The sequence below is a fragment of the Pistricoccus aurantiacus genome (genome assembly GCF_007954585.1).
In the GTDB taxonomy this organism is placed as follows: Bacteria; Pseudomonadota; Gammaproteobacteria; order Pseudomonadales; family Halomonadaceae; genus Pistricoccus; species Pistricoccus aurantiacus.
The window spans coordinates 2,192,726-2,209,556 of the sequence record NZ_CP042382.1; the positions used below are offsets into that span (position 1 = coordinate 2,192,726).

24 protein-coding genes, 3 tRNA genes and 1 pseudogene are annotated in these 16,831 nt (G+C 57.8%); 14 read left to right on the forward strand and 14 right to left on the reverse strand.

Annotation, left to right across the window (positions count from 1 at the left end; translation table 11 throughout):
- Positions 1 to 26: 26 nt before the first annotated feature.
- The 3 genes from ylqF to FGL86_RS10465 all read right to left on the reverse strand — a co-directional run bounded on the left by ylqF (position 27) and on the right by FGL86_RS10465 (position 2,437).
- Positions 27 to 1,019 carry a ribosome biogenesis GTPase YlqF gene (ylqF, locus tag FGL86_RS10455; RefSeq protein ID WP_147184509.1) on the reverse strand — a complete coding sequence of 331 codons (993 nt, stop codon included), beginning with the start codon at positions 1,017 to 1,019 and terminating at the stop codon, positions 27 to 29.
- A 106-nt stretch (positions 1,020 to 1,125) separates the two neighbouring features.
- Entirely contained in the window at positions 1,126 to 1,527 is a 402-nt protein-coding gene (gene msrB / locus FGL86_RS10460) for a peptide-methionine (R)-S-oxide reductase MsrB (RefSeq protein WP_147184510.1), read from the reverse strand.
- 51 nt (positions 1,528 to 1,578) lie between these two features.
- A protein-coding gene (locus FGL86_RS10465; RefSeq protein WP_147184511.1) for an IS5 family transposase occupies positions 1,579 to 2,437 on the reverse strand; the annotation gives its coding sequence in 2 pieces (ribosomal slippage) (positions 1,579 to 2,032 and positions 2,031 to 2,437; 861 coding nt in all).
- A gap of 187 nt (positions 2,438 to 2,624) precedes the next feature.
- Here FGL86_RS10465 and FGL86_RS10470 point away from each other — a divergent pair.
- Positions 2,625 to 2,700: transfer RNA gene (locus FGL86_RS10470), tRNA-Glu, on the forward strand.
- A gap of 21 nt (positions 2,701 to 2,721) precedes the next feature.
- Positions 2,722 to 2,796, forward strand: a tRNA-Gly gene (locus tag FGL86_RS10475).
- 292 nt (positions 2,797 to 3,088) lie between these two features.
- Here FGL86_RS10475 and FGL86_RS10480 read toward each other — a convergent pair.
- Complete coding sequence (locus FGL86_RS10480) at positions 3,089 to 3,643, reverse strand: Yip1 family protein (protein ID WP_246131595.1); 555 nt, start codon at positions 3,641 to 3,643, stop codon at positions 3,089 to 3,091.
- 115 nt (positions 3,644 to 3,758) lie between these two features.
- Here FGL86_RS10480 and FGL86_RS10485 point away from each other — a divergent pair, with 115 nt between their 5' ends.
- The 7 genes from FGL86_RS10485 to FGL86_RS10515 all read left to right on the forward strand — a co-directional run bounded on the left by FGL86_RS10485 (position 3,759) and on the right by FGL86_RS10515 (position 8,184).
- Positions 3,759 to 4,181, forward strand: a complete 423-nt coding sequence (locus FGL86_RS10485; protein WP_222433739.1) for a MarR family winged helix-turn-helix transcriptional regulator — start codon at positions 3,759 to 3,761, stop codon at positions 4,179 to 4,181.
- An 89-nt stretch (positions 4,182 to 4,270) separates the two neighbouring features.
- Positions 4,271 to 5,257 carry an ABC transporter ATP-binding protein gene (locus FGL86_RS10490; RefSeq protein ID WP_147184513.1) on the forward strand — a complete coding sequence of 329 codons (987 nt, stop codon included), beginning with the start codon at positions 4,271 to 4,273 and terminating at the stop codon, positions 5,255 to 5,257.
- Positions 5,257 to 6,030 carry an ABC transporter permease gene (locus tag FGL86_RS10495; RefSeq protein ID WP_147184514.1) on the forward strand — a complete coding sequence of 258 codons (774 nt, stop codon included), beginning with the start codon at positions 5,257 to 5,259 and terminating at the stop codon, positions 6,028 to 6,030. The genes FGL86_RS10490 and FGL86_RS10495 overlap by 1 nt, the downstream gene beginning before the upstream one ends.
- A gap of 2 nt (positions 6,031 to 6,032) precedes the next feature.
- The gene (gene queF / locus FGL86_RS10500) at positions 6,033 to 6,869 is read left to right on the forward strand and encodes an NADPH-dependent 7-cyano-7-deazaguanine reductase QueF (RefSeq protein WP_147184515.1); all 837 of its coding nucleotides are present in this window, start codon (positions 6,033 to 6,035) and stop codon (positions 6,867 to 6,869) included.
- Between the two features lie 46 nt (positions 6,870 to 6,915).
- A complete protein-coding gene (locus tag FGL86_RS10505; protein ID WP_147184516.1) occupies positions 6,916 to 7,476 on the forward strand; it encodes an NAD(P)H nitroreductase in 561 nt (186 codons plus the stop codon).
- A 16-nt stretch (positions 7,477 to 7,492) separates the two neighbouring features.
- Positions 7,493 to 8,008, forward strand: coding sequence for a YiiD C-terminal domain-containing protein (locus FGL86_RS10510; protein ID WP_147184517.1), 516 nt, complete (start codon positions 7,493 to 7,495; stop codon positions 8,006 to 8,008).
- Positions 8,009 to 8,096: 88 nt separating this feature from the next.
- A tRNA-Ser gene (locus FGL86_RS10515) sits at positions 8,097 to 8,184 on the forward strand.
- An 18-nt stretch (positions 8,185 to 8,202) separates the two neighbouring features.
- Here FGL86_RS10515 and FGL86_RS18015 read toward each other — a convergent pair.
- The gene (locus FGL86_RS18015) at positions 8,203 to 8,448 is read right to left on the reverse strand and encodes a hypothetical protein (protein WP_222433740.1); all 246 of its coding nucleotides are present in this window, start codon (positions 8,446 to 8,448) and stop codon (positions 8,203 to 8,205) included.
- Entirely contained in the window at positions 8,449 to 8,706 is a 258-nt protein-coding gene (locus FGL86_RS18400; protein WP_222433848.1) for a tyrosine-type recombinase/integrase, read from the reverse strand.
- A gap of 39 nt (positions 8,707 to 8,745) precedes the next feature.
- Between FGL86_RS18400 and FGL86_RS10525 the strand changes: the two genes are divergently transcribed.
- Both FGL86_RS10525 and FGL86_RS10530 read left to right on the forward strand, forming a co-directional pair.
- A complete protein-coding gene (locus FGL86_RS10525; RefSeq protein ID WP_186764379.1) occupies positions 8,746 to 9,045 on the forward strand; it encodes a transcriptional regulator in 300 nt (99 codons plus the stop codon).
- An 83-nt stretch (positions 9,046 to 9,128) separates the two neighbouring features.
- Entirely contained in the window at positions 9,129 to 10,349 is a 1,221-nt protein-coding gene (locus FGL86_RS10530) for a WYL domain-containing protein (RefSeq protein ID WP_147184518.1), read from the forward strand.
- A 33-nt stretch (positions 10,350 to 10,382) separates the two neighbouring features.
- On the opposite strand, the gene FGL86_RS10535 is transcribed toward FGL86_RS10530, so the two are convergent.
- Positions 10,383 to 10,796, reverse strand: a complete 414-nt coding sequence (locus tag FGL86_RS10535; protein WP_147184519.1) for a type II toxin-antitoxin system HicB family antitoxin — start codon at positions 10,794 to 10,796, stop codon at positions 10,383 to 10,385.
- A gap of 47 nt (positions 10,797 to 10,843) precedes the next feature.
- A complete protein-coding gene (locus FGL86_RS10540) occupies positions 10,844 to 11,026 on the reverse strand; it encodes a type II toxin-antitoxin system HicA family toxin (RefSeq protein WP_147184520.1) in 183 nt (60 codons plus the stop codon).
- Positions 11,027 to 11,216: 190 nt separating this feature from the next.
- Between FGL86_RS10540 and FGL86_RS18155 the strand changes: the two genes are divergently transcribed.
- Positions 11,217 to 11,801, forward strand: a complete 585-nt coding sequence (locus tag FGL86_RS18155) for a hypothetical protein (protein WP_246131596.1) — start codon at positions 11,217 to 11,219, stop codon at positions 11,799 to 11,801.
- 299 nt (positions 11,802 to 12,100) lie between these two features.
- On the opposite strand, the gene FGL86_RS10555 is transcribed toward FGL86_RS18155, so the two are convergent.
- The 5 genes from FGL86_RS10555 to FGL86_RS10575 all read right to left on the reverse strand — a co-directional run bounded on the left by FGL86_RS10555 (position 12,101) and on the right by FGL86_RS10575 (position 14,033).
- A complete protein-coding gene (locus FGL86_RS10555) occupies positions 12,101 to 12,442 on the reverse strand; it encodes a type II toxin-antitoxin system HicB family antitoxin (RefSeq protein WP_147184522.1) in 342 nt (113 codons plus the stop codon).
- 25 nt (positions 12,443 to 12,467) lie between these two features.
- Positions 12,468 to 12,761: a helix-turn-helix domain-containing protein gene (locus FGL86_RS10560; RefSeq protein WP_147184523.1), complete on the reverse strand. Its 294-nt coding sequence runs from the start codon at positions 12,759 to 12,761 to the stop codon at positions 12,468 to 12,470.
- Between the two features lie 74 nt (positions 12,762 to 12,835).
- Positions 12,836 to 13,162: a type II toxin-antitoxin system RelE/ParE family toxin gene (locus tag FGL86_RS10565; protein ID WP_147184524.1), complete on the reverse strand. Its 327-nt coding sequence runs from the start codon at positions 13,160 to 13,162 to the stop codon at positions 12,836 to 12,838.
- 167 nt (positions 13,163 to 13,329) lie between these two features.
- Positions 13,330 to 13,749, reverse strand: a complete 420-nt coding sequence (locus FGL86_RS10570; protein ID WP_147184525.1) for a hypothetical protein — start codon at positions 13,747 to 13,749, stop codon at positions 13,330 to 13,332.
- A 2-nt stretch (positions 13,750 to 13,751) separates the two neighbouring features.
- Positions 13,752 to 14,033, reverse strand: a complete 282-nt coding sequence (locus FGL86_RS10575) for a hypothetical protein (RefSeq protein WP_147184526.1) — start codon at positions 14,031 to 14,033, stop codon at positions 13,752 to 13,754.
- 77 nt (positions 14,034 to 14,110) lie between these two features.
- Here FGL86_RS10575 and FGL86_RS17930 point away from each other — a divergent pair.
- Together FGL86_RS17930 and FGL86_RS18270 are read left to right on the forward strand one after the other, a co-directional pair.
- Positions 14,111 to 14,230, forward strand: a pseudogene (locus FGL86_RS17930) (transposase); the annotation flags it as partial.
- A gap of 314 nt (positions 14,231 to 14,544) precedes the next feature.
- Positions 14,545 to 16,263 (forward strand): methyl-accepting chemotaxis protein, encoded by a 1,719-nt coding sequence (locus FGL86_RS18270; protein ID WP_147184527.1) that lies wholly within the window; start codon positions 14,545 to 14,547, stop codon positions 16,261 to 16,263.
- A gap of 130 nt (positions 16,264 to 16,393) precedes the next feature.
- Here the strand turns inward: FGL86_RS18270 and FGL86_RS10585 are convergent, their stop codons facing one another.
- A complete protein-coding gene (locus FGL86_RS10585) occupies positions 16,394 to 16,798 on the reverse strand; it encodes a SpoIIAA family protein (RefSeq protein WP_147184528.1) in 405 nt (134 codons plus the stop codon).
- Between the last annotated feature and the right edge of the window lie 33 nt (positions 16,799 to 16,831).

Genomic DNA, 16,831 nt, shown 5'->3' on the forward strand with positions numbered 1-16,831 from the left:
GCGGGTTCGACAATGCGTCAAGCGGGTCAGGAGACCGAGGGTGAAGACGAGACGGCATCTTCACCAGCGCCTGTTTCTGGCAAAGGAATATCCGCCGGGGTTTCCAGAGTCAGACGGCCCAGCTTGCCGTCGCGAAGTTCGTGCAACAGTACCTCGGCGCCGCGATGCCAGTCGACCTCGCCCCCGGGGCGCAGGCCACCGCGCCTGGCGGCGATCTCACCGAGTATCGCCTCGCCGTCGAAGCCGGCCCGGGCCAGCAGATCCTGAAAGGCGGGGCCGTCCGTATCCACGTCGGCCGCATCCACGTCGGCCGCATCGACCTCGGTGCTCTGCGGATTGACGCGGTAGGCGGGAAGGGCAGCAAGTTTATAGCGGGTCTTGAGCGCCTCGGGATAGCGCCGAGCCAGCTCCGCCGCCGCCACGATCGCCACATCGATATAGTCCATGGCGGTATCGCGAATGGCGCCGCTGGCGGCCAGGCGGTAGGCACTGGCCTGATCCTCGATCTTTGGCCACAGCACGCCGGGCGTGTCGATCAGGGCCACGCGGCCGTCGATGCGCACCTTCTGCTGGCGCTTGGTCACCGCCGGCTCGTTGCCGGTTCTGGCGATCTTGCGCCCGGCCAGGCCGTTGATCAGCGTCGATTTTCCAACATTGGGAATGCCCATCACCATGACCCGCACGTCGCGATCGGCGCGAATATGTCCGGCCAGTTCATGGCACAGTCCGGGAATACGCTTGAGCTCCTTTGCCTGCGTGGTGGTGATCGCCAGGGCACGGGTGTTCGTCTCGGCATCGAAGTGAGCCACCCATTCCCGGGTTCGCTCCGGATCCGCCAGATCCGCCCGGGAAAGAAGCTTGAGCACCGGCTTGTGCTCCGTCAGCTCCGCCAGCATGGGATTGGCGCTGGAGTAGGGCAAGCGAGCGTCCAGCACCTCGAGCACGACATCGATTTCCGGCAGCGCTTCCTTGATCTGCCGACGCGCCTTATGCATGTGTCCCGGATACCAGCCGAGCATAAGCCCGTTCTCCTGCAATTGTCTAAAAGACGAACATAGTAAGGCGCAGGGCGAGCGGTGAACAGATACTCAAGGCTTGATAGCGAATCCGGGATCTCGCTCGTCGCTATTCACCGCGATGAAAATTTAGCGCCACGTCGTTGATGCAGTAGCGTTGCCCGGTAGTCTGAGGCGGGCCATCCGGGAAGACGTGGCCCAGGTGCGCGCCGCAGCTCGAGCAGACCACTTCCGTGCGCCGCATGCCGTGGGAATCATCCTGATGCTCCTCGACCCGACCCTTGCCGAAGGGGCGATCGAAGCTCGGCCAGCCGCAGCCCGCGTCGAACTTATGCTCGTTTTCAAACAGAGGCGCATCGCAACAGATGCAGTGATAGATGCCGTGTTCATCCGTCACCCGGTAATTGCCGGTAAACGGACGTTCGGTGCCTTTTTCCCGAGTGACCCGGTACTGCTCGGCGGTCAATTGTTCTCGCCACTGCTGGTCGGTTTTCTCGACTCGACGGGCCATGGTCGTCTCCTTTGCCCATTAGGGCGATGTGTCAGGGTGAATGCTTAGAATCTATCCGTAAATAATATTCACTTTAAGCGGTACCTTCCGAAACGCGATAATGGCCGCCGCCAATTGGTTGAGGGCGCGAAAGCTGCGCGCCAGCTTTTCGTAACGCACCAGAAGCTTGCGAAACCGATTGAACCAGCTATGAGCGACTTCCACGATCCAGCGCCGAGCTCGTTTACCAGGACGCTGCTTGAGCTGTTGCGCTTCCTCATGCCGTCCCCGGACATGCGGAATGTAGCCATGCCCCAGCATCGTCGACATGGCAGCCTTTCCTCGGTAGCCAGCATCGGCACATAGATGCTTGGAACGGCGAATAGGCGGGTTGGGACGTTTGATCTGGATCGCGTCGAGTACCGCCTCCATCTGGGTCACATCATGCCGATTCGCGCCGGTAACGGTGAGTGATAACGGGACGCCACGCCCGTCGACCAACAAATGCCGCTTGCTGCCGTTTTTTTCCCCGGTCAGTCGGATTGGGACCGACCTGTTCCTGTGCCAGCGGCGCTTTCAGCGTCGCGCCATCAATGCTCTGCCAACGCCAGGCGATACCTTCCATCTCGTCGTACTCGGCCAATCCGGCTCGCCAGAGTGCCTCAAAGAAGCCGGCAGCCTCCCATTCCAGGAACCGCTTATGGACGGCACTGGCACTGCCAAAACGTTCAGCCGGCAACGCCTTCCACTGACATCCTGTCCGTAACACATACACGATGGCTTCGAAGACCAGACGAGCAGGCTTGGGCTTGCGCCCACCGCCGGGCTTGCGCTGGTATTCCCGGTTCGCTGACCTAGACTGCGCCGGGGGAATCAATGGCGCTACGCGGCTCCAGAACTCATCCGTCACTTCCCAGGAGTTTACACCCATGAGGAAAATCCCGTACTGCTGAAAACGTCACCCCAGCGTGCACCAATCACTATTTACGGACAAGTTCTTACTCTCTAAAAGTCGGATTCCGTCTGACAAGAATCCACCAAAAGAAATTCCCGCGTCTCGGTTGTTGACAGCAGGAAAAGAGCTTACTAGTATACGCGCCACCTGAACGAGGTCATGCGTCCCATTCGTCTAGTGGTCCAGGACACCGCCCTTTCACGGCGGTAACAGGGGTTCGAACCCCCTATGGGACGCCACTTCTTTATCCTCGGGATCAAGCGGGAATAGCTCAGTGGTAGAGCATCGCCTTGCCAAGGCGAGGGTCGCGAGTTCGAATCTCGTTTCCCGCTCCAGATTTGTATATCGAGCAAGCTAGGCAAGGGTCGCGAGGTGGAGCGCCCCCCCCGGTCGATCTCGTTTTCCGCTCCAGATTTATTCAATCAGCGAACTAGCCAAGGCGAAGGTCGCGAGCTGGTGCGCCAGCCCGGTGGAGCGCCACCCGGTCGATCTCGTTTCCCGCTCCAAGAACCTAGCCAGTTCTGATACGCCCCATTCTTCAGTGCTCCAGAACGCCACCTTTTATGGCGTCAATCGGGGGTCCCGTTCGCCATGGGTCCGCTGACCTTTCCCTCCTTGCATCTCGCCCTAATACGCCCAGACGACTGCCATCAACAAACCCCAGGCGAGTATGCCGCAGGCAATGACGGTGTAGGTGGCCGACATGGCCACTATATCGTTGCTTTCTCGCCGGCAAAGCGCTTGCAAGCCGTGATAGATCAGGCTGCAGGAAATGCCCAGGGCCACCAGCACCGCCAGGGCATTGAGCAAAAGGCTGGGAACGAACAGTACCAGCGCCGAGCTCCACAAGGGTAGAGGCGCCATGGCGGCGAGCAGATAGGCGTCGTGATAGCTGATCGATAGTTCACGACTGTTGGCGATGGAGTGAATCAACCAGCCCATGACGAAGAAGGTCAGTAGCTCCGCCAAGAACAGAATAGTGGTGATATGGCGCCAGGAACGATCCGCGAAACCTGGCGCAAAGTCGTTTCCGTAATGTGTGCCGGCATAGTAGAGCATCAGCGGCGGTATCAGCGACATGGGTAATACCACCACCCAGGCCAGCAGGGGGATCGGAGGCTGGCGCTGCTGGAGTTCTCGCCAGCCGGAGCGGCGGCTAAAGGGCAAGCTGATAACGGTCATGACATTCATGGCGCACCTTTCCATGCAAACAGACTTGTGAAAGACCCGGCGAGTCTTTTATATCATAGTATGATATTTAATAGTGGTCGTACATCATTCTGTCAAGGAGGCTGGCGTGGAGCGCTATTCAGCCAAAAAATCTAATTCGCTGACCGACAAGGATTTTCAACGGCTATCGCAGTTCCGCTATCGTCTGCGCTGTTTTCTACGTCAAAGCGATGATCTGTGTCGGGCTCAAGGTCTGACGCCACTTCAATATCAGTTGCTGCTCCACCTCAAGGCCTGTGAAGGACGTGGATGGGCGACGGTAGGTGAGCTGGCGGAGCGGCTTCAAGCCAAGCATCACGGTACCGTCGCGCTGATTGATCGTTGCGAGGAAGCTGGGTTGGTGGAGCGTCGACCCGGCCAGCGCGACCGGCGCCAGATGCAAGTGCACCTGCTGGAGAAGGGCAATCGTCTGGTAGGGCGAATCGCAGAGTTGCACCAGCCGGAACTCATGCATCTGCAGGAGAAGCTGCTTGTCCCCGGCGGACAATGAAATCCTTTGCTCTGGTTGAGTTTCCGCGTCACGACCCAATGTCATAACGCTATTCATATGACATCTAACAATTTTAGACGAGGCGTTTCATGGCCGAATCGGCATTGTCCATTCAAGGTCTGACCAAGGTGTACGGAAACGGTTTTCATGCCTTGAGGGGTATCGATCTCGAGGTGGCTCAAGGGGATTTCTTCGCGCTTCTTGGGCCCAACGGCGCGGGAAAATCCACCACCTTGGGGGTAGTGTGCTCCCTGGTGCAAAAGACCGCGGGGCAGGTCAAGGTGTTCGGCATCGATATCGACAAGGATTTCGCCAAGGCCAAGTACAACATCGGCGTAGTGCCTCAGGAATTCAATTTCAATCAGTTCGAGAAAGTCGAGGATATCATCCTGACCCAGGCGGGCTATTACGGCATGCGGATGAAGGAGGCCAAGCCGCGTGCGCAAAGTCTACTCAAGGATCTCGGCCTGTGGGACAAGCGCAAGGGCAGCGCGCGCATGCTGTCCGGTGGCATGAAGCGTCGCCTGATGATAGCTCGGGCCCTGATGCATCGCCCTCGGCTGCTGATTCTGGATGAGCCTACCGCCGGGGTGGATATCGAGCTTCGGCGCAGCATGTGGGATTACCTGCGGCGTATCAATCGAGAGGAAGGCACCACCATCATCCTGACGACACACTATCTGGAGGAAGCCGAAAGCCTGTGTCGTAATATCGCCATCATCAATCATGGCGATATCGTCAAGAACACCAGCGTACGCGGGTTATTGGCGGAGCTGGATACGGAAACCTTTCTGTTCGACCTGGCAACGTCGGTCGAGACCATCCCCGAGATAACAGGCTTCGAGATAGCGCAGACCGAAAGCTCTCAGCTTTCCGTGGCGGTCAGGCGTGGCCAGGCGCTCAATCAGATATTCGAGGCGCTTTCCGCTCAAGGTATTCAGGTAGTCTCCATGCGTAACCGCGCCAATCGTCTGGAAGAGATGTTCGTGGCCATGGTGTCGGATAAAAAAGCCTCGGATACTCAGTCCCGGATCGATCATGGCGAGACACAAACCGCCCGCACGGAGATTCATTGATGCATCCTTGGCAAATCGCGATCGCGCTGTGGACTCTGGTGACCAAGGAAGTACGGCGTTTTACACGCATCTGGCCGCAGACCCTGCTTCCGCCTTCCATCACCATGACCATGTACTTCATCATCTTCGGCAGTCTGATCGGCTCGCGAATCGGCGAGATGGACGGCTTCGATTACATGGACTACATCGTGCCGGGGCTGATCATGATGTCGGTGATCACCAACAGCTATTCCAACGTGGCATCCAGCTTCTTCTCCAACAAGTTTCAGCGCAGCGTCGAGGAGATGATGGTCTCGCCGATGCCCAACTGGGTAGTGCTTTCCGGCTTTGTGATCGGCGGCATGGCTCGCGGCCTGGGAGTCGGTCTGATCGTCACCCTGGTCTCGCTGTTCTTCACCCAGGTCCGGGTAGAGCATCCGCTGTTGACCCTGGTGGTGGTGACCATGACCGCGATGCTGTTTTCCATCGGCGGTTTCATCAACGCCTTGGTGGCCAACAAGTTCGATGATATCTCCATCGTGCCGATCTTCGTGCTGACGCCGCTGACCTACCTGGGCGGGGTGTTCTATTCCATCGATCTGCTGCCGAATTTCTGGCAGAGCGTATCCATGCTCAATCCCATTCTGTATATGGTCAACGTCTTCCGCTATGGCTTTCTGGGGGTGTCGGACATTCCCGTTGTCTTCGCCTTGATCGCCGTCGCCGCCTTCATTCTGGTGTTCTACGGCGTGGCGCTATGGATGCTGGGGCGGGGCAAGGGCATCAGGAGCTGAACATGGCGACTGAACGCCCCAAAATACTGCAGCAGGCGCCGCTGGGACGCGAATCCGCCTACCCCGAGCATTACGATGCTGAACTCCTGTACGCGATTCCCCGGGCGGCCAACCGTCAACCGCTGGGCATCGATGAGACGGCGCTGCCCTTCGTGGGAGAGGACGAGTGGCATGCCTTCGAGGTGTCCTGGCTGAATGCCCGCGGCAAGCCGCTCGTCGCGGTGACGCGCTTTCGCCTGCCGGCGGATTCGCCATACCTGATCGAATCCAAATCCTGGAAGCTCTATCTCAATAGCTTCAACCAGACATGTTTCGCCTCCGTCGAGCGAGTTGAGCAGACTCTAGTTCGTGATCTTTCCACCGCTGCCGGTGCCCCGGTCGCGGTGCGGCTATTCGCCGTCGACGATCCTGAGCTTGCGGTGACGAATCTACCGGGAGAATGCATCGATCATCTCGAGGTGGATATCACTCGATACACGCCGGATCCGACGCTGATCCTGGTAAGCCATGAAATCGCCGAGGAGACGCTTCATTCGCACCTGCTCAAGTCCAACTGTCCGGTCACCGGTCAACCGGACTGGGGCAGCGTGCTGATTCGCTATCGAGGGCCAAAACTTGAGCGGAAAGGACTGCTCAAGTATCTGATTTCCTACCGCCAGCATCAGGACTTTCACGAACACTGTGTCGAGCATATCTTCATGGACCTGATGCGCCAGGCAAGGCCGCAGTCCTTGCTGATAATGGCTCGCTATGTGCGCCGGGGCGGGTTGGACATCAGCCCCTGGCGCGCCACGCCGGGAGAACGGCCCTTCGAGTCGCTGCGTCTGGCGCGTCAGTGAGCGTCTCGCGTAGAGTGGCAGAAAGACATGTTTCAAGGAGATTCCGATGGATGCCATGACACTGCTGCATGAACGTAACTCCATGGGTAAGCTGATGGGCCCCGCGCCCAGCGCAGAGCAACTGGACGCCATCTATCGTGCGGCGTTGCGGGCGCCGGATCACAAGGAATTGACCCCCTGGCGCTTTATCGAATTCTCCGGTGAAGGGCTCGAGCGCCTGGGGGAACTGTTCGCCGAGGCGGAATATCGGGAAGATCCGCAAACCGAGGACAAGAAGCTCAATGCCGCACGCAAGAAACCCTTGCGGGCGCCGATGGTCATCGCCGTGATCGCCAAGGTGACACCGGAACTGCCCAAGGTACCCAAGCTCGAGCAGGTGCTCTCTGCGGGCTGTGCGGCCCATGCCATGCTGATGGCGGCCCAGGCTCAAGGGCTCGGCGCCATGTGGCGCACCGGTCATTTCGCCTTCGATGCCACGGTGCGAAAAGGAATGGGGCTAGGTGAGCATGACGAGATCGTCGCCTTTTTATATCTTGGCCAGCCGGGGGGCCGCAACAAGCCGCTACCGGAGCGCGATCCAGCGGATTTTGTCGAACGCTGGAACTAACGATAGGTGCTAAGCCATGCGCCAAACAGGTATCGCTCATCCTCCTTTACCCTTGCCGCCAAACGCTCAGTCCGAGAATCTCGAGGCATTTCACCGCTGGCTGAGCGAAGCGATTCCTCTAGTGCCGTCACTAGGCATCAAGAGAATGCGGTGGCAAGGCGAAGTGCTGAACTGGGACTTGGCCTTGAGCGCCAATCTCAACGACAAGGGCACCGGCTTCGGCGGCGGCCTGGCCGCCCAGACCACCTTGATCGGCTGGTGCTGGGTAACGCTCTGGCTTCGTGCTCAAGGCCGTCAACAGGATGTTGTGGTAGCGGATGCCGGCCAGAGATTTCTCGCCCCGGTACGCGGTGACTATCGGCTGGTTTGCCGCCCCCGAGACGCCGCCGCTAGTCAAAGGCTCGATACGATGCTTGCAGAAAAAGGCAGAGGTCGCATAGCTCTGTTACAAGAGCTTTATTGCGGCGACACCTTATGTCTGCAAGCGCAAGGTGATTACGTCGTGCTGCCGTCTACCACGGTGGAAGCCTAAAATTGTCTTGCAATCTGAGGCTTAGCTCGATAATGTATGCGCCGTTCCAGCACGCGTGGCTCAAGCCAAGCTCAAGGAATGACAATACGGAGGGGTGTCCGAGTGGTCGAAGGAGCACGCCTGGAAAGTGTGTAAGTCGAAAGGCTTCGAGGGTTCGAATCCCTCCCCCTCCGCCAAGAATTAAAGAAGGGAAATCAAGTATTTAGCTCGATTTCCCTTCTTGCTTTCTGGCCTTTGGGAACGGTTTTGGGAACGGTTTTGGGAACATATATGGGAACGCTTATAGATCGAGCAGCTTCGCGCTTGATCGGTGTGGAAAGGATCTTCTCGATCTCGGATTGGGTGAAGGGATCCGGGTCTTCGTCGTCCGGCAGGCGGATATTGATGCCGTAGGTAGGGTCGAACGCAGTCTTATTGCGGGTCGAATAGAGATAAAACACCTAACGTATGATGCTGACGATCTCTTTGATCGTCTTGTTGGCGAGCGTTGCCGACAGTTCTTTCTGGATCCAGGTCTGAAGCTCGATATGATCGATCTTGTCTGCTGGCACGTTACCCCATCGGGGTCGAACGTGGCTTTCCGCTTTCGATTCGTAGCCCCGATAGCTCGAGTAGGCCAGCTCGTTTTTCTTGATGCCGAGCGGCGCGGCGCGCCTCGCCGCGAATGCCCTAGGGAAAATAAACCAAATGGTTTCTATTAGGGGGGAAGACTACGTGAGGAAAGAGCCAGGCTTGGTATGAACCAAGCGGATTTTGCGGCTCTTGCCGAGGTCACCAAAAAGACTCAGATGCTGTATGAAAGTGACAAGCGAAGCCCAAAGGCTGATTACCTCGCAGCCGCCGCTACAGCAGGCGTGGACGTGCTTTACGTGCTGACCGGGCAGCGCTCGACGAGCGAGACGGGGCTGGCTCAGGACGAGGCCGCGTTGCTGGATAACTACCGAAAAACCTCCCCGGAGCGGCGGGCCAGCCTGGAAGAAGTGGGCAGGGCGTTCGCCTCATCCACCGAAAAGAACCACAAAACGACCTCTGCTTGAGGGCTTCGGCTCTCGGTCATGCTTGTTCAATCGTGTTCATCAGTAGAGACACACCACCTCAAGGGATATGACGTGGGGAAGTCGTGACGGATTTTGCGCAAGACCTCGGGACGCGACTTCTCCAGGAGCGTGAACGACTCGAGCTGACGATCGATGCCCTGGTAACGCAGGCCAGGCTTTCTGAGGCACGATTACATCGCCCCGAGGCGGGTGGTGATCCCGCAGAGCCGAATGCCGGTGGACTGGCCGTCCTGGATGTTGCCGGGATCGACGTGACGTATCTGCTCACCGGTCAGCAAACGCTGAGCCAAGCGGAAGGCGTACTGATCGAGCAGTACCGGGCCGGCACGGATGAGCAAAAGGCGAGCGCAGCGGCGGCTGGCGGTGCGGTTGAGGAATCGGGGATAGGTAGGGCAGTGCCGCTGAGGAGAGTGGTGTGGCTGCCATTCATTATGAAGAGCCGCGAATCGGCCGAGCGCAGGGCTGTCGTTATGGAGTGGTATGAGGTTCTATTTTTCCTCGGCCTTCTTTGGGCTGCCGGCGCTCAGTGGGATCGAGGAATTCAACATCGGCGCAAAGCACGTCAGGATGGCAAGGATACGCACTCTCTCTGGTGGCATGTACGTGCTGCCGATGAACTCAAAAAAGCCAATAAGTACAAGAAATCGACAGGAAAGAGCGCGGCCACTTCAACTGAATCGCTGAAGTGGTTACAAGAAGCCAACTGCCGTGCTGCTCACGAAGCTCTTTCATCAAAGCGCTGGAAGAAGAAGGCCAAGAAAGCCAGGGAAAGCGCCAACCACGCCCTTTCAGGGCTAGATGAACGGGAAGCTAATGCTTACCGTCCCGATGACCGACTCTGTTTTATTTACAAAGATTCTCAGGGCAATATCACTACTCGCGAAGTCTCATCCTGGGACAATGATAGTACCTATATCGAGGGTTTCTGCCATAGGGCGGGCGATATCCGCACTTTTCGCCGCGACCGGATCGTCGAGTTCCTGGAAGGCGAAGAGCTGCTTGGCCCCGAGTTCGAAGAAGTCGATCCTAAACCGAAATCCTCCGTTCCTAGCATGGAAATTCTGTTCACCGGTTTTTCTGCCGAAGAGCGTGAGGAGTTGGAAGCCGATGCGCAAGATGCTGGGCTGCAGGTTAGAAAAACGGTGACCAAGAACCTGGGGTTCGTATGCGCTGGTCCTCGAGCGGGATCTACCAAGCTTTCCAGGGCCCGCGCCCAGGGCTGCATGATTCTAAACGAAGATGAGTTTCAGCAGATGCTGGCTACAGGCGAGGTACCTGCGTAAAAGCAAGCGGCGGCAAGATGGCCGCCGCTGGTTCTAACGTGCGCTGCGTTCCAATTCATGCAGCGCGGCGCGGGCGAGAAAGCCTGAACGGCTCTGGTAGTCGCCTTGCTTTGCGACCCTGCTGTCGATGCGCTTGATCAGTAGGTCGGGCAGGGTGACGTTGATCTTGTGGCTCTTGCCCAGGTAGGGCGTCATGTCCACCTCGACCGCGGCCCATACCCATCCTGCATAGTCGGGATCGGCCAGATGCTGCTCGATCGATGTCGCCGTGGGAATAGGGTCGCCGTGCTCAGCCAGGCTTTCGAGGTGCCCCTCGATGGCCTCGCGCGCATTGGCGATCGCCTCGTCGAAGGTGTCGCCGGCCGAGAAGCAGCCGGGAAGATCGGGCACCGCAACACTATAGGCGTACTGCTCGTCGCCAACCTCGATGGCAATGGGATAGTGCATGTCGTCGCTCCTCTATGGTGACTGGGAGTGTGCCAGGGTTGCCGGTCTCACTTGAGACCGGCTTGCTTTCTGATGCCTTTTACCAAGCCCGTTTTCAGATCCTTCTTGGGATGAGGCACCGTGACGGAGCCGGGCTTGTGGGGGTGTCTGAAGTGGTGATGGCTGCCCTTGATTCTGTCGAGTGACCATCCATCCGCTTCGAGTTCCTTGATCAGATCGCTGCTTTTCACCTCCTGGCTCCTCGTTGTTTTGATAGGGTTATAGTAACCCTATAGCTGGCTGCCGTCAACTCTAGATAACCCCGATAACTCTAGTTCGGATGAGCTCTGTTGCCGCTGTACGTGAAAAGTAACGTACTCGATGCGGCATCCATGAGCAGCCGTATTGCCAAATAGTAACGTATAGGTTACTATTTCTGGTATGAAGATCGAGCTCCAAGAATTTCTACGCGAAGACGGCACCAGCCCCTACCAGGAGTGGTTCGACGGGCTCGATGCCCAGGCGGCGGCGAAGGTAGCCACCGCCGAGTACCGCATGTCGATGGGCAATACCTCGAACATCAAGTGGTTCGAGGGGATCGGTGAGTACCGTATCGACTGGGGGCCAATATCGATAACGCCAAGGCGCTACGCGACGAGTACAAGCGGCGTAAGCGTCAGGCGAAGAAGGGAGGTAAGTGAGATGGCACTGACACGTGATTTCAAGGCGACGATTGCGGCCCGTGTCGAGCGCGATCCGGCGTTCGCCAAAGCAATGCTGGATGAAGCCGTGACGCTGTTCCTCAACGGCGAGCCTGACACCGCTCGCCTGATGCTTCGCGACCTGGTCAACGCGACCGTGGGCTTCGAGGCGCTGGCCGAGGATACCGGTCGACCCAGCAAGAGCCTGCATCGGATGCTGTCACCGACCGGCAACCCTGGTATGGACAATCTGTCTGCCATCATCGGGGCAGTGCGCAAGGCGCTGAAGGTCAATCTAGAGGTGCATACCATCAGCGCGGCCTGATCTGATAGCACTGTACGTGAAAAGTAACGTACTCGGCGGGGTCAATCCCCGCCGATTTCATTCTGGGGAACTTTCATCGAAATTACCTTATAAAAGCCCCGCTTTTTTTAGCTTCGCGATCATCCACATTGAGTAAAGTGTCTTTATGACGTCCCATTCTCTCGTGCCGCATGCAGGCTCGTCCGCAGTCTACGTCATACTGCCCCGGCCAAATGGTCGGGGCTTTTTGCTACTGATCGCCTGGTATCTGAACTGCCGTGATCGAGTGCTGCGCTCTAGTTCATGTAGCGCGGCGAATCTCAGGGATGCTGCTGGAGATAGCCGTCCAGCGCCTGGCGGGTCAAGTCGTTGAGGGAGATGCCTTGCTGTGATGCGGCAACGGCGGCGGCCAGGTGCAGTTCGTGGCCGATGCGGACGTTGAAGGATCCCTTGCAAGGGGTTTCCGGTGTTTCGTCGAGATCTTCGCAGGTGGCCAGGTAGTCATCCACCGCCTCGCGAAAGGCAGCTTCCAGCTCCGCCACGGTTTCGCCTTCGTAGCTGACCAGGGCGCGGATGAACTGCAGCTTGCCGAACAGGCAGTTGTCTTCGGTGCTGACCTCGGCAGAGCCATAGTAGCCCCGGTATTTCAAAAGTTTTTTCATCGGATCAGCCTTCCTGAGCGTGCGATCAAGCGGCCTCTTCGGGTTCGTCTTCTATGGCAAATTCAACGTGGAAATGGGCGAGGGCCGCCAGATTCACCAGCGCATCGAGGCTGAACTTGTTGATGCGGCCATTGAGCAGGTCGTTGACGCGTGGCTGGGTCAGCCCAAGGCGCCGTGCGGCCTCCTTCTGGGTCACATCCCAGGCCTTGACGCGTTCCGTGAGCTTCGCCATCAGTGCAGAGCGCAGGCGCATGTTAAGCGCCTCCTCGGGCGTGTCTTCGATGGCATCCCAGATGCTGCTAAACCGTTCGTTAGCCATGTCTCACTACCTCATATCAATTCAACTGCATCACATGGTAGAGCCAGGCCCCGTCGATTATCAGGGGCTTGGCTCTAGGGCAATTCGCGATAGCGTTGCTTGCCCAGGTCTATATCTTTCTTTGAGGTCTTTTGCGTCTTCTTCTGAAAGCAGTGGAGGATATAGAGAACGCCCCCACGGTTCGCCACGTAGAAGACCCGGAACGTGCCGTCATTTTCATCGATCTTGATCTCGACGACACCCGATCCGATGCTGGGCATGGGCCTGAAGCGATCGGGCATAATGCCTTCTTGCACCTTATCGATTTGATACCCTGCCTCGCGCCGCGCTTCCTTTGGAAAATCGCGAAGCCGGGCCATCGAATCACCGCAAAATTCTACGCCTTTCTTTGTTTCAGCCATTGCGCCCCCTGATCGTCCCAGCAGTTTATATCTAATTTGATATAGAAACAATATCTATTCTGATATAACTACTGCCGAACACCGTCAGCGCGGCATGACATGAAAGCTCGGCCCGACAGCGCTGTACGTGAAAAGTAACGTACTCGACGGGGTCAATCCCCGTCGATTTAATTTTGGGCGCCGCTCACCTCGCAGCGAATGCTGGTCCCGAAGCCGCTATCGTTGAGTGAGTGCGAAACTTCGGTCACCAGCCAGGGCGTGGCGTCGATCTCCGGCTTGAAGCCGCGCACCGCAAGCGGCAATTGGGGCAGCATATCCGCGCGGCCTTGCGCCAGGGTTAGCTCGAATTCCGCCTCGCCGCGCTGGATGCGCCGCCACTCCGCCTGGGTCGCATCCAGGGTATCCGCCTCGCTGGCGTAGGTGGGGCGTAGCTGCTTGGAATTATCCGCCTCGCCCACCTGGACCTCCTGACGCTTTGCCCCTTGGGTGTCTTGCCAGAAGGCCGTGACGCCGCTGTAGCTATCGCGATCCGTCACACTGTAGCGGTGCTGGTCGCCGTCGCTTCGGGCCAGGGTGATCAGAGGCATGACTAAGCTGCCGGCGCGGCGGAGGTCGAGGCACTCATCGCCGGACGCCGGTCGATGGGAATATCCGCCATGGCGGGCATGCCAGCGGTGCCGATGGCGATGCCGGCACCGGCCTGGGCCACACGCCGGGCGATGTCGTGCACGCGCTTGGCCGGCTCGTCACGCTGGGCGTCGAGTCCCTGGTTCAGCCCATCGACGGTGTAGCCGCCGAAGGCAGTGAACACCCGGCTCGGGGAGTTGATGCCGAGTGTGTCCTTGAACCAGCCGCCGACACTGTCGGCCATGCCGGTCACCTTGTCCTTGAGCGCCTGCCACGAGGGTGGTCTCGCTGTTGGCCTGCTCGTTGAACCAGGCGCTGCCTGATGCAGGGGATCGAGAGGAAGTCACCACCGACGAGCGTGGGCGTCTCAAGGCGCTGGAACAGGAAGTGCGAGAGCTACCTCAGGCCAACGAGATCTTGCGCAAGGCATCCGCGTATTTTGCGTAGGCGAAGCACGACGGGCAGATCCTCATGCGTCGCAAGAAATGATAATCGAATTCATCGCGCTTGGAACTTGAGACCGTCGTCCCTGTTGCGCATTTAAAAAGATTTCGAATTTCCCAAATTACAATTTGTTTTCCTAAAGCCACGGATTTGCCTGTCGATATTCTCCTCGAGCTAGATAAAGACATGAGCCTCGCACTCCACCTTCCGTGGCTCACAGCATTGATCCAGCGGGCCAAGCTGCCCCGACAAAGAATAGATGCAAGAAGATTCACATCACTGCCTTCCGTTAGGAAAACAAAGGAAAGCCAATGAACCGCCTTATACGCAATATCTCCGTCAAGGCTGGCTTGACCACCGTACTCATCATCTTCACGCTGATGATTCTCGGTGTCGCCGGCCTAGGCTACGTCACCAACCAGCAAGGTGAAAAAGCCATTGGGCAACTCGATAGTCTTAATGTCGAACAACTCAATGCACTCAACCGTGCCCGCTTCAATATTGCAGATGCGATGCTCAGTTTCGAAGAAGCAGTGCGTAGTACCGAAGCAGGTAAAAACGATCGAGCCGAGGCGGCTCTTGCCGACGCTCGGACAACCATGGAGCGCGCCGAAAAGCGTATCTCGCGATTCTTCGATGCTCCCAAAACCTCGGACCAAGATCGTCAATTTGCAGTGTCTATTCAATCAACCTACAGCAAGCTGATGAATCAAGGACTCCGGCCTCAACTCGAGGCGCTAGAGCAAAATGATATGGCTGCTTATGCCGCACTAGGTTCCAGGATCGAAGAATTGCGCAACGAGTTTCGTCGCACCTCCCAAGAATTCATTGACTACGGTGAAAACCATGGTCGCGCACTGATGACCGAGCAAGCGCAATATGCGGACACCGCCGAAATCGTTCAAATTATTGTCCTTGTTTTCGCCGTTGTCATCGTCCTTCTCGTTCGTATCGGTATGATCCGTATGGTGATTCGCCCTCTGCAGGAAGCCGTACAGCACTTTCAGCATATCGCCAAGAGCGACCTGTCTCACGATATTGCCGATTACGGACGTAACGAGATCGGTCAGCTGTTCTCGGCCATGAAGGAGATGCAGGGGGGCTTGTCGAGGACCATCGCTACAGTGCGCGACAGCAGCGGCTCGATCCACATCGGCGCCCGGGAGATTGCCAACGGCAACACCGATCTGTCTTCTCGCACCGAACAGCAAGCAGCCTCTCTCCAGGAGACGGCGGCCAGCATGGAAGAGCTGACCACAACGGTAAAGCAGAACGCCGACAACGCCCGTCAGGGCAATACACTGGCCAGCGAAGCCTCCAGCTCGGCCACCCGCGGCGGCGAAGTCGTCGACGAGGTCATCGCCACCATGCGCGGCATCGCCGCCAGCTCCCAGCAGATCACCGACATCATCGGTGTCATCGACTCGATCGCCTTCCAGACCAACATCCTGGCACTCAATGCCTCCGTCGAGGCGGCCCGGGCCGGTGAACAGGGCCGTGGTTTCGCGGTGGTAGCCAGCGAGGTACGCAGCCTGGCCAGTCGCAGCGCGGATTCCGCCAAGGAGATCAAGGCATTGATTGAGGCTTCCGCCACCCAGGTGCAGCAAGGCTCGGCCTTGGTGGAAAGCGCCGGCGCTACCATGCGTGACGTGGTCGCGTCAGTCCGTCGCGTTACCGACATCATGGACGAGATCTCCGCTGCCTCCCAAGAGCAAAGCTCGGGCATTGAACAGGTCAACCAGGCCGTAACGCAGATGGACCAGGTCACCCAGCAGAACGCATCCTTGGTCGAGGAGGCCGCCGCTGCTGCCTCGTCCCTCGAGGAGCAGGCCGAGCAGCTCGAGAAAGCGGTCTCGGCTTTCCGTCTGGCAGAAGCAGCCACCCAGCGTCCCGCTGCCCTGGGTTCGTCGCAATGGAAGCCGACGGTCCTGCCTGATGCAGTGCCAAAGCAGGCCGGCAGCAAACAGATCATGCAGAAGAAAGCCCCGGCCAAGCTCAAGGAGCAGGAACTCGAGTGGGAAGAGTTCTAAGGGCTTGTTTACGATCTTTTCAGTAACAACACAAGAAAGTTAAATGAACGAACTGCAAGCTGGTATAAAAGAGACGCTTGCAGTTCTTTCATAACCGCTCGGTAATTTTGCACACCCAGCTATGCCGGTATCAGTTCTTGATGGATTCCGCTGATGGCGCATCCGGCTGATGCCGTACCCAGGTCCAGGCGGCCTCCTTATCGCGTATGGGAAAGGTGCGAGTCTCAAATTCGCGAAACAGCCGGTTTTCCAGTCGTACAATGTGTTTCATCCATTGCTTGTCCGTGACGATAGCGGCTCGGTAGAAACGATCCATTTCTCCGACCTGGGTCAGTCCATATCCCAGGTCGCGCAGAAAGGCGGTAAATGTCATCCAGCGCATTTCATCGAGTTCCGCGTAAAGGCTGATTCGCGGCTGGGTCTTCTTGAGATCCTCGATGGTGTCGATGACGCGCTGCAAATCCTTTTCATCGACCCGGCCGCTGGCGCGCATGGCGATGACATGAGGCGCGTCGCTTGGAGTAAGTTCGATCATCGGAAAATCCTCGGCCACTGAAGCAAGAATGGT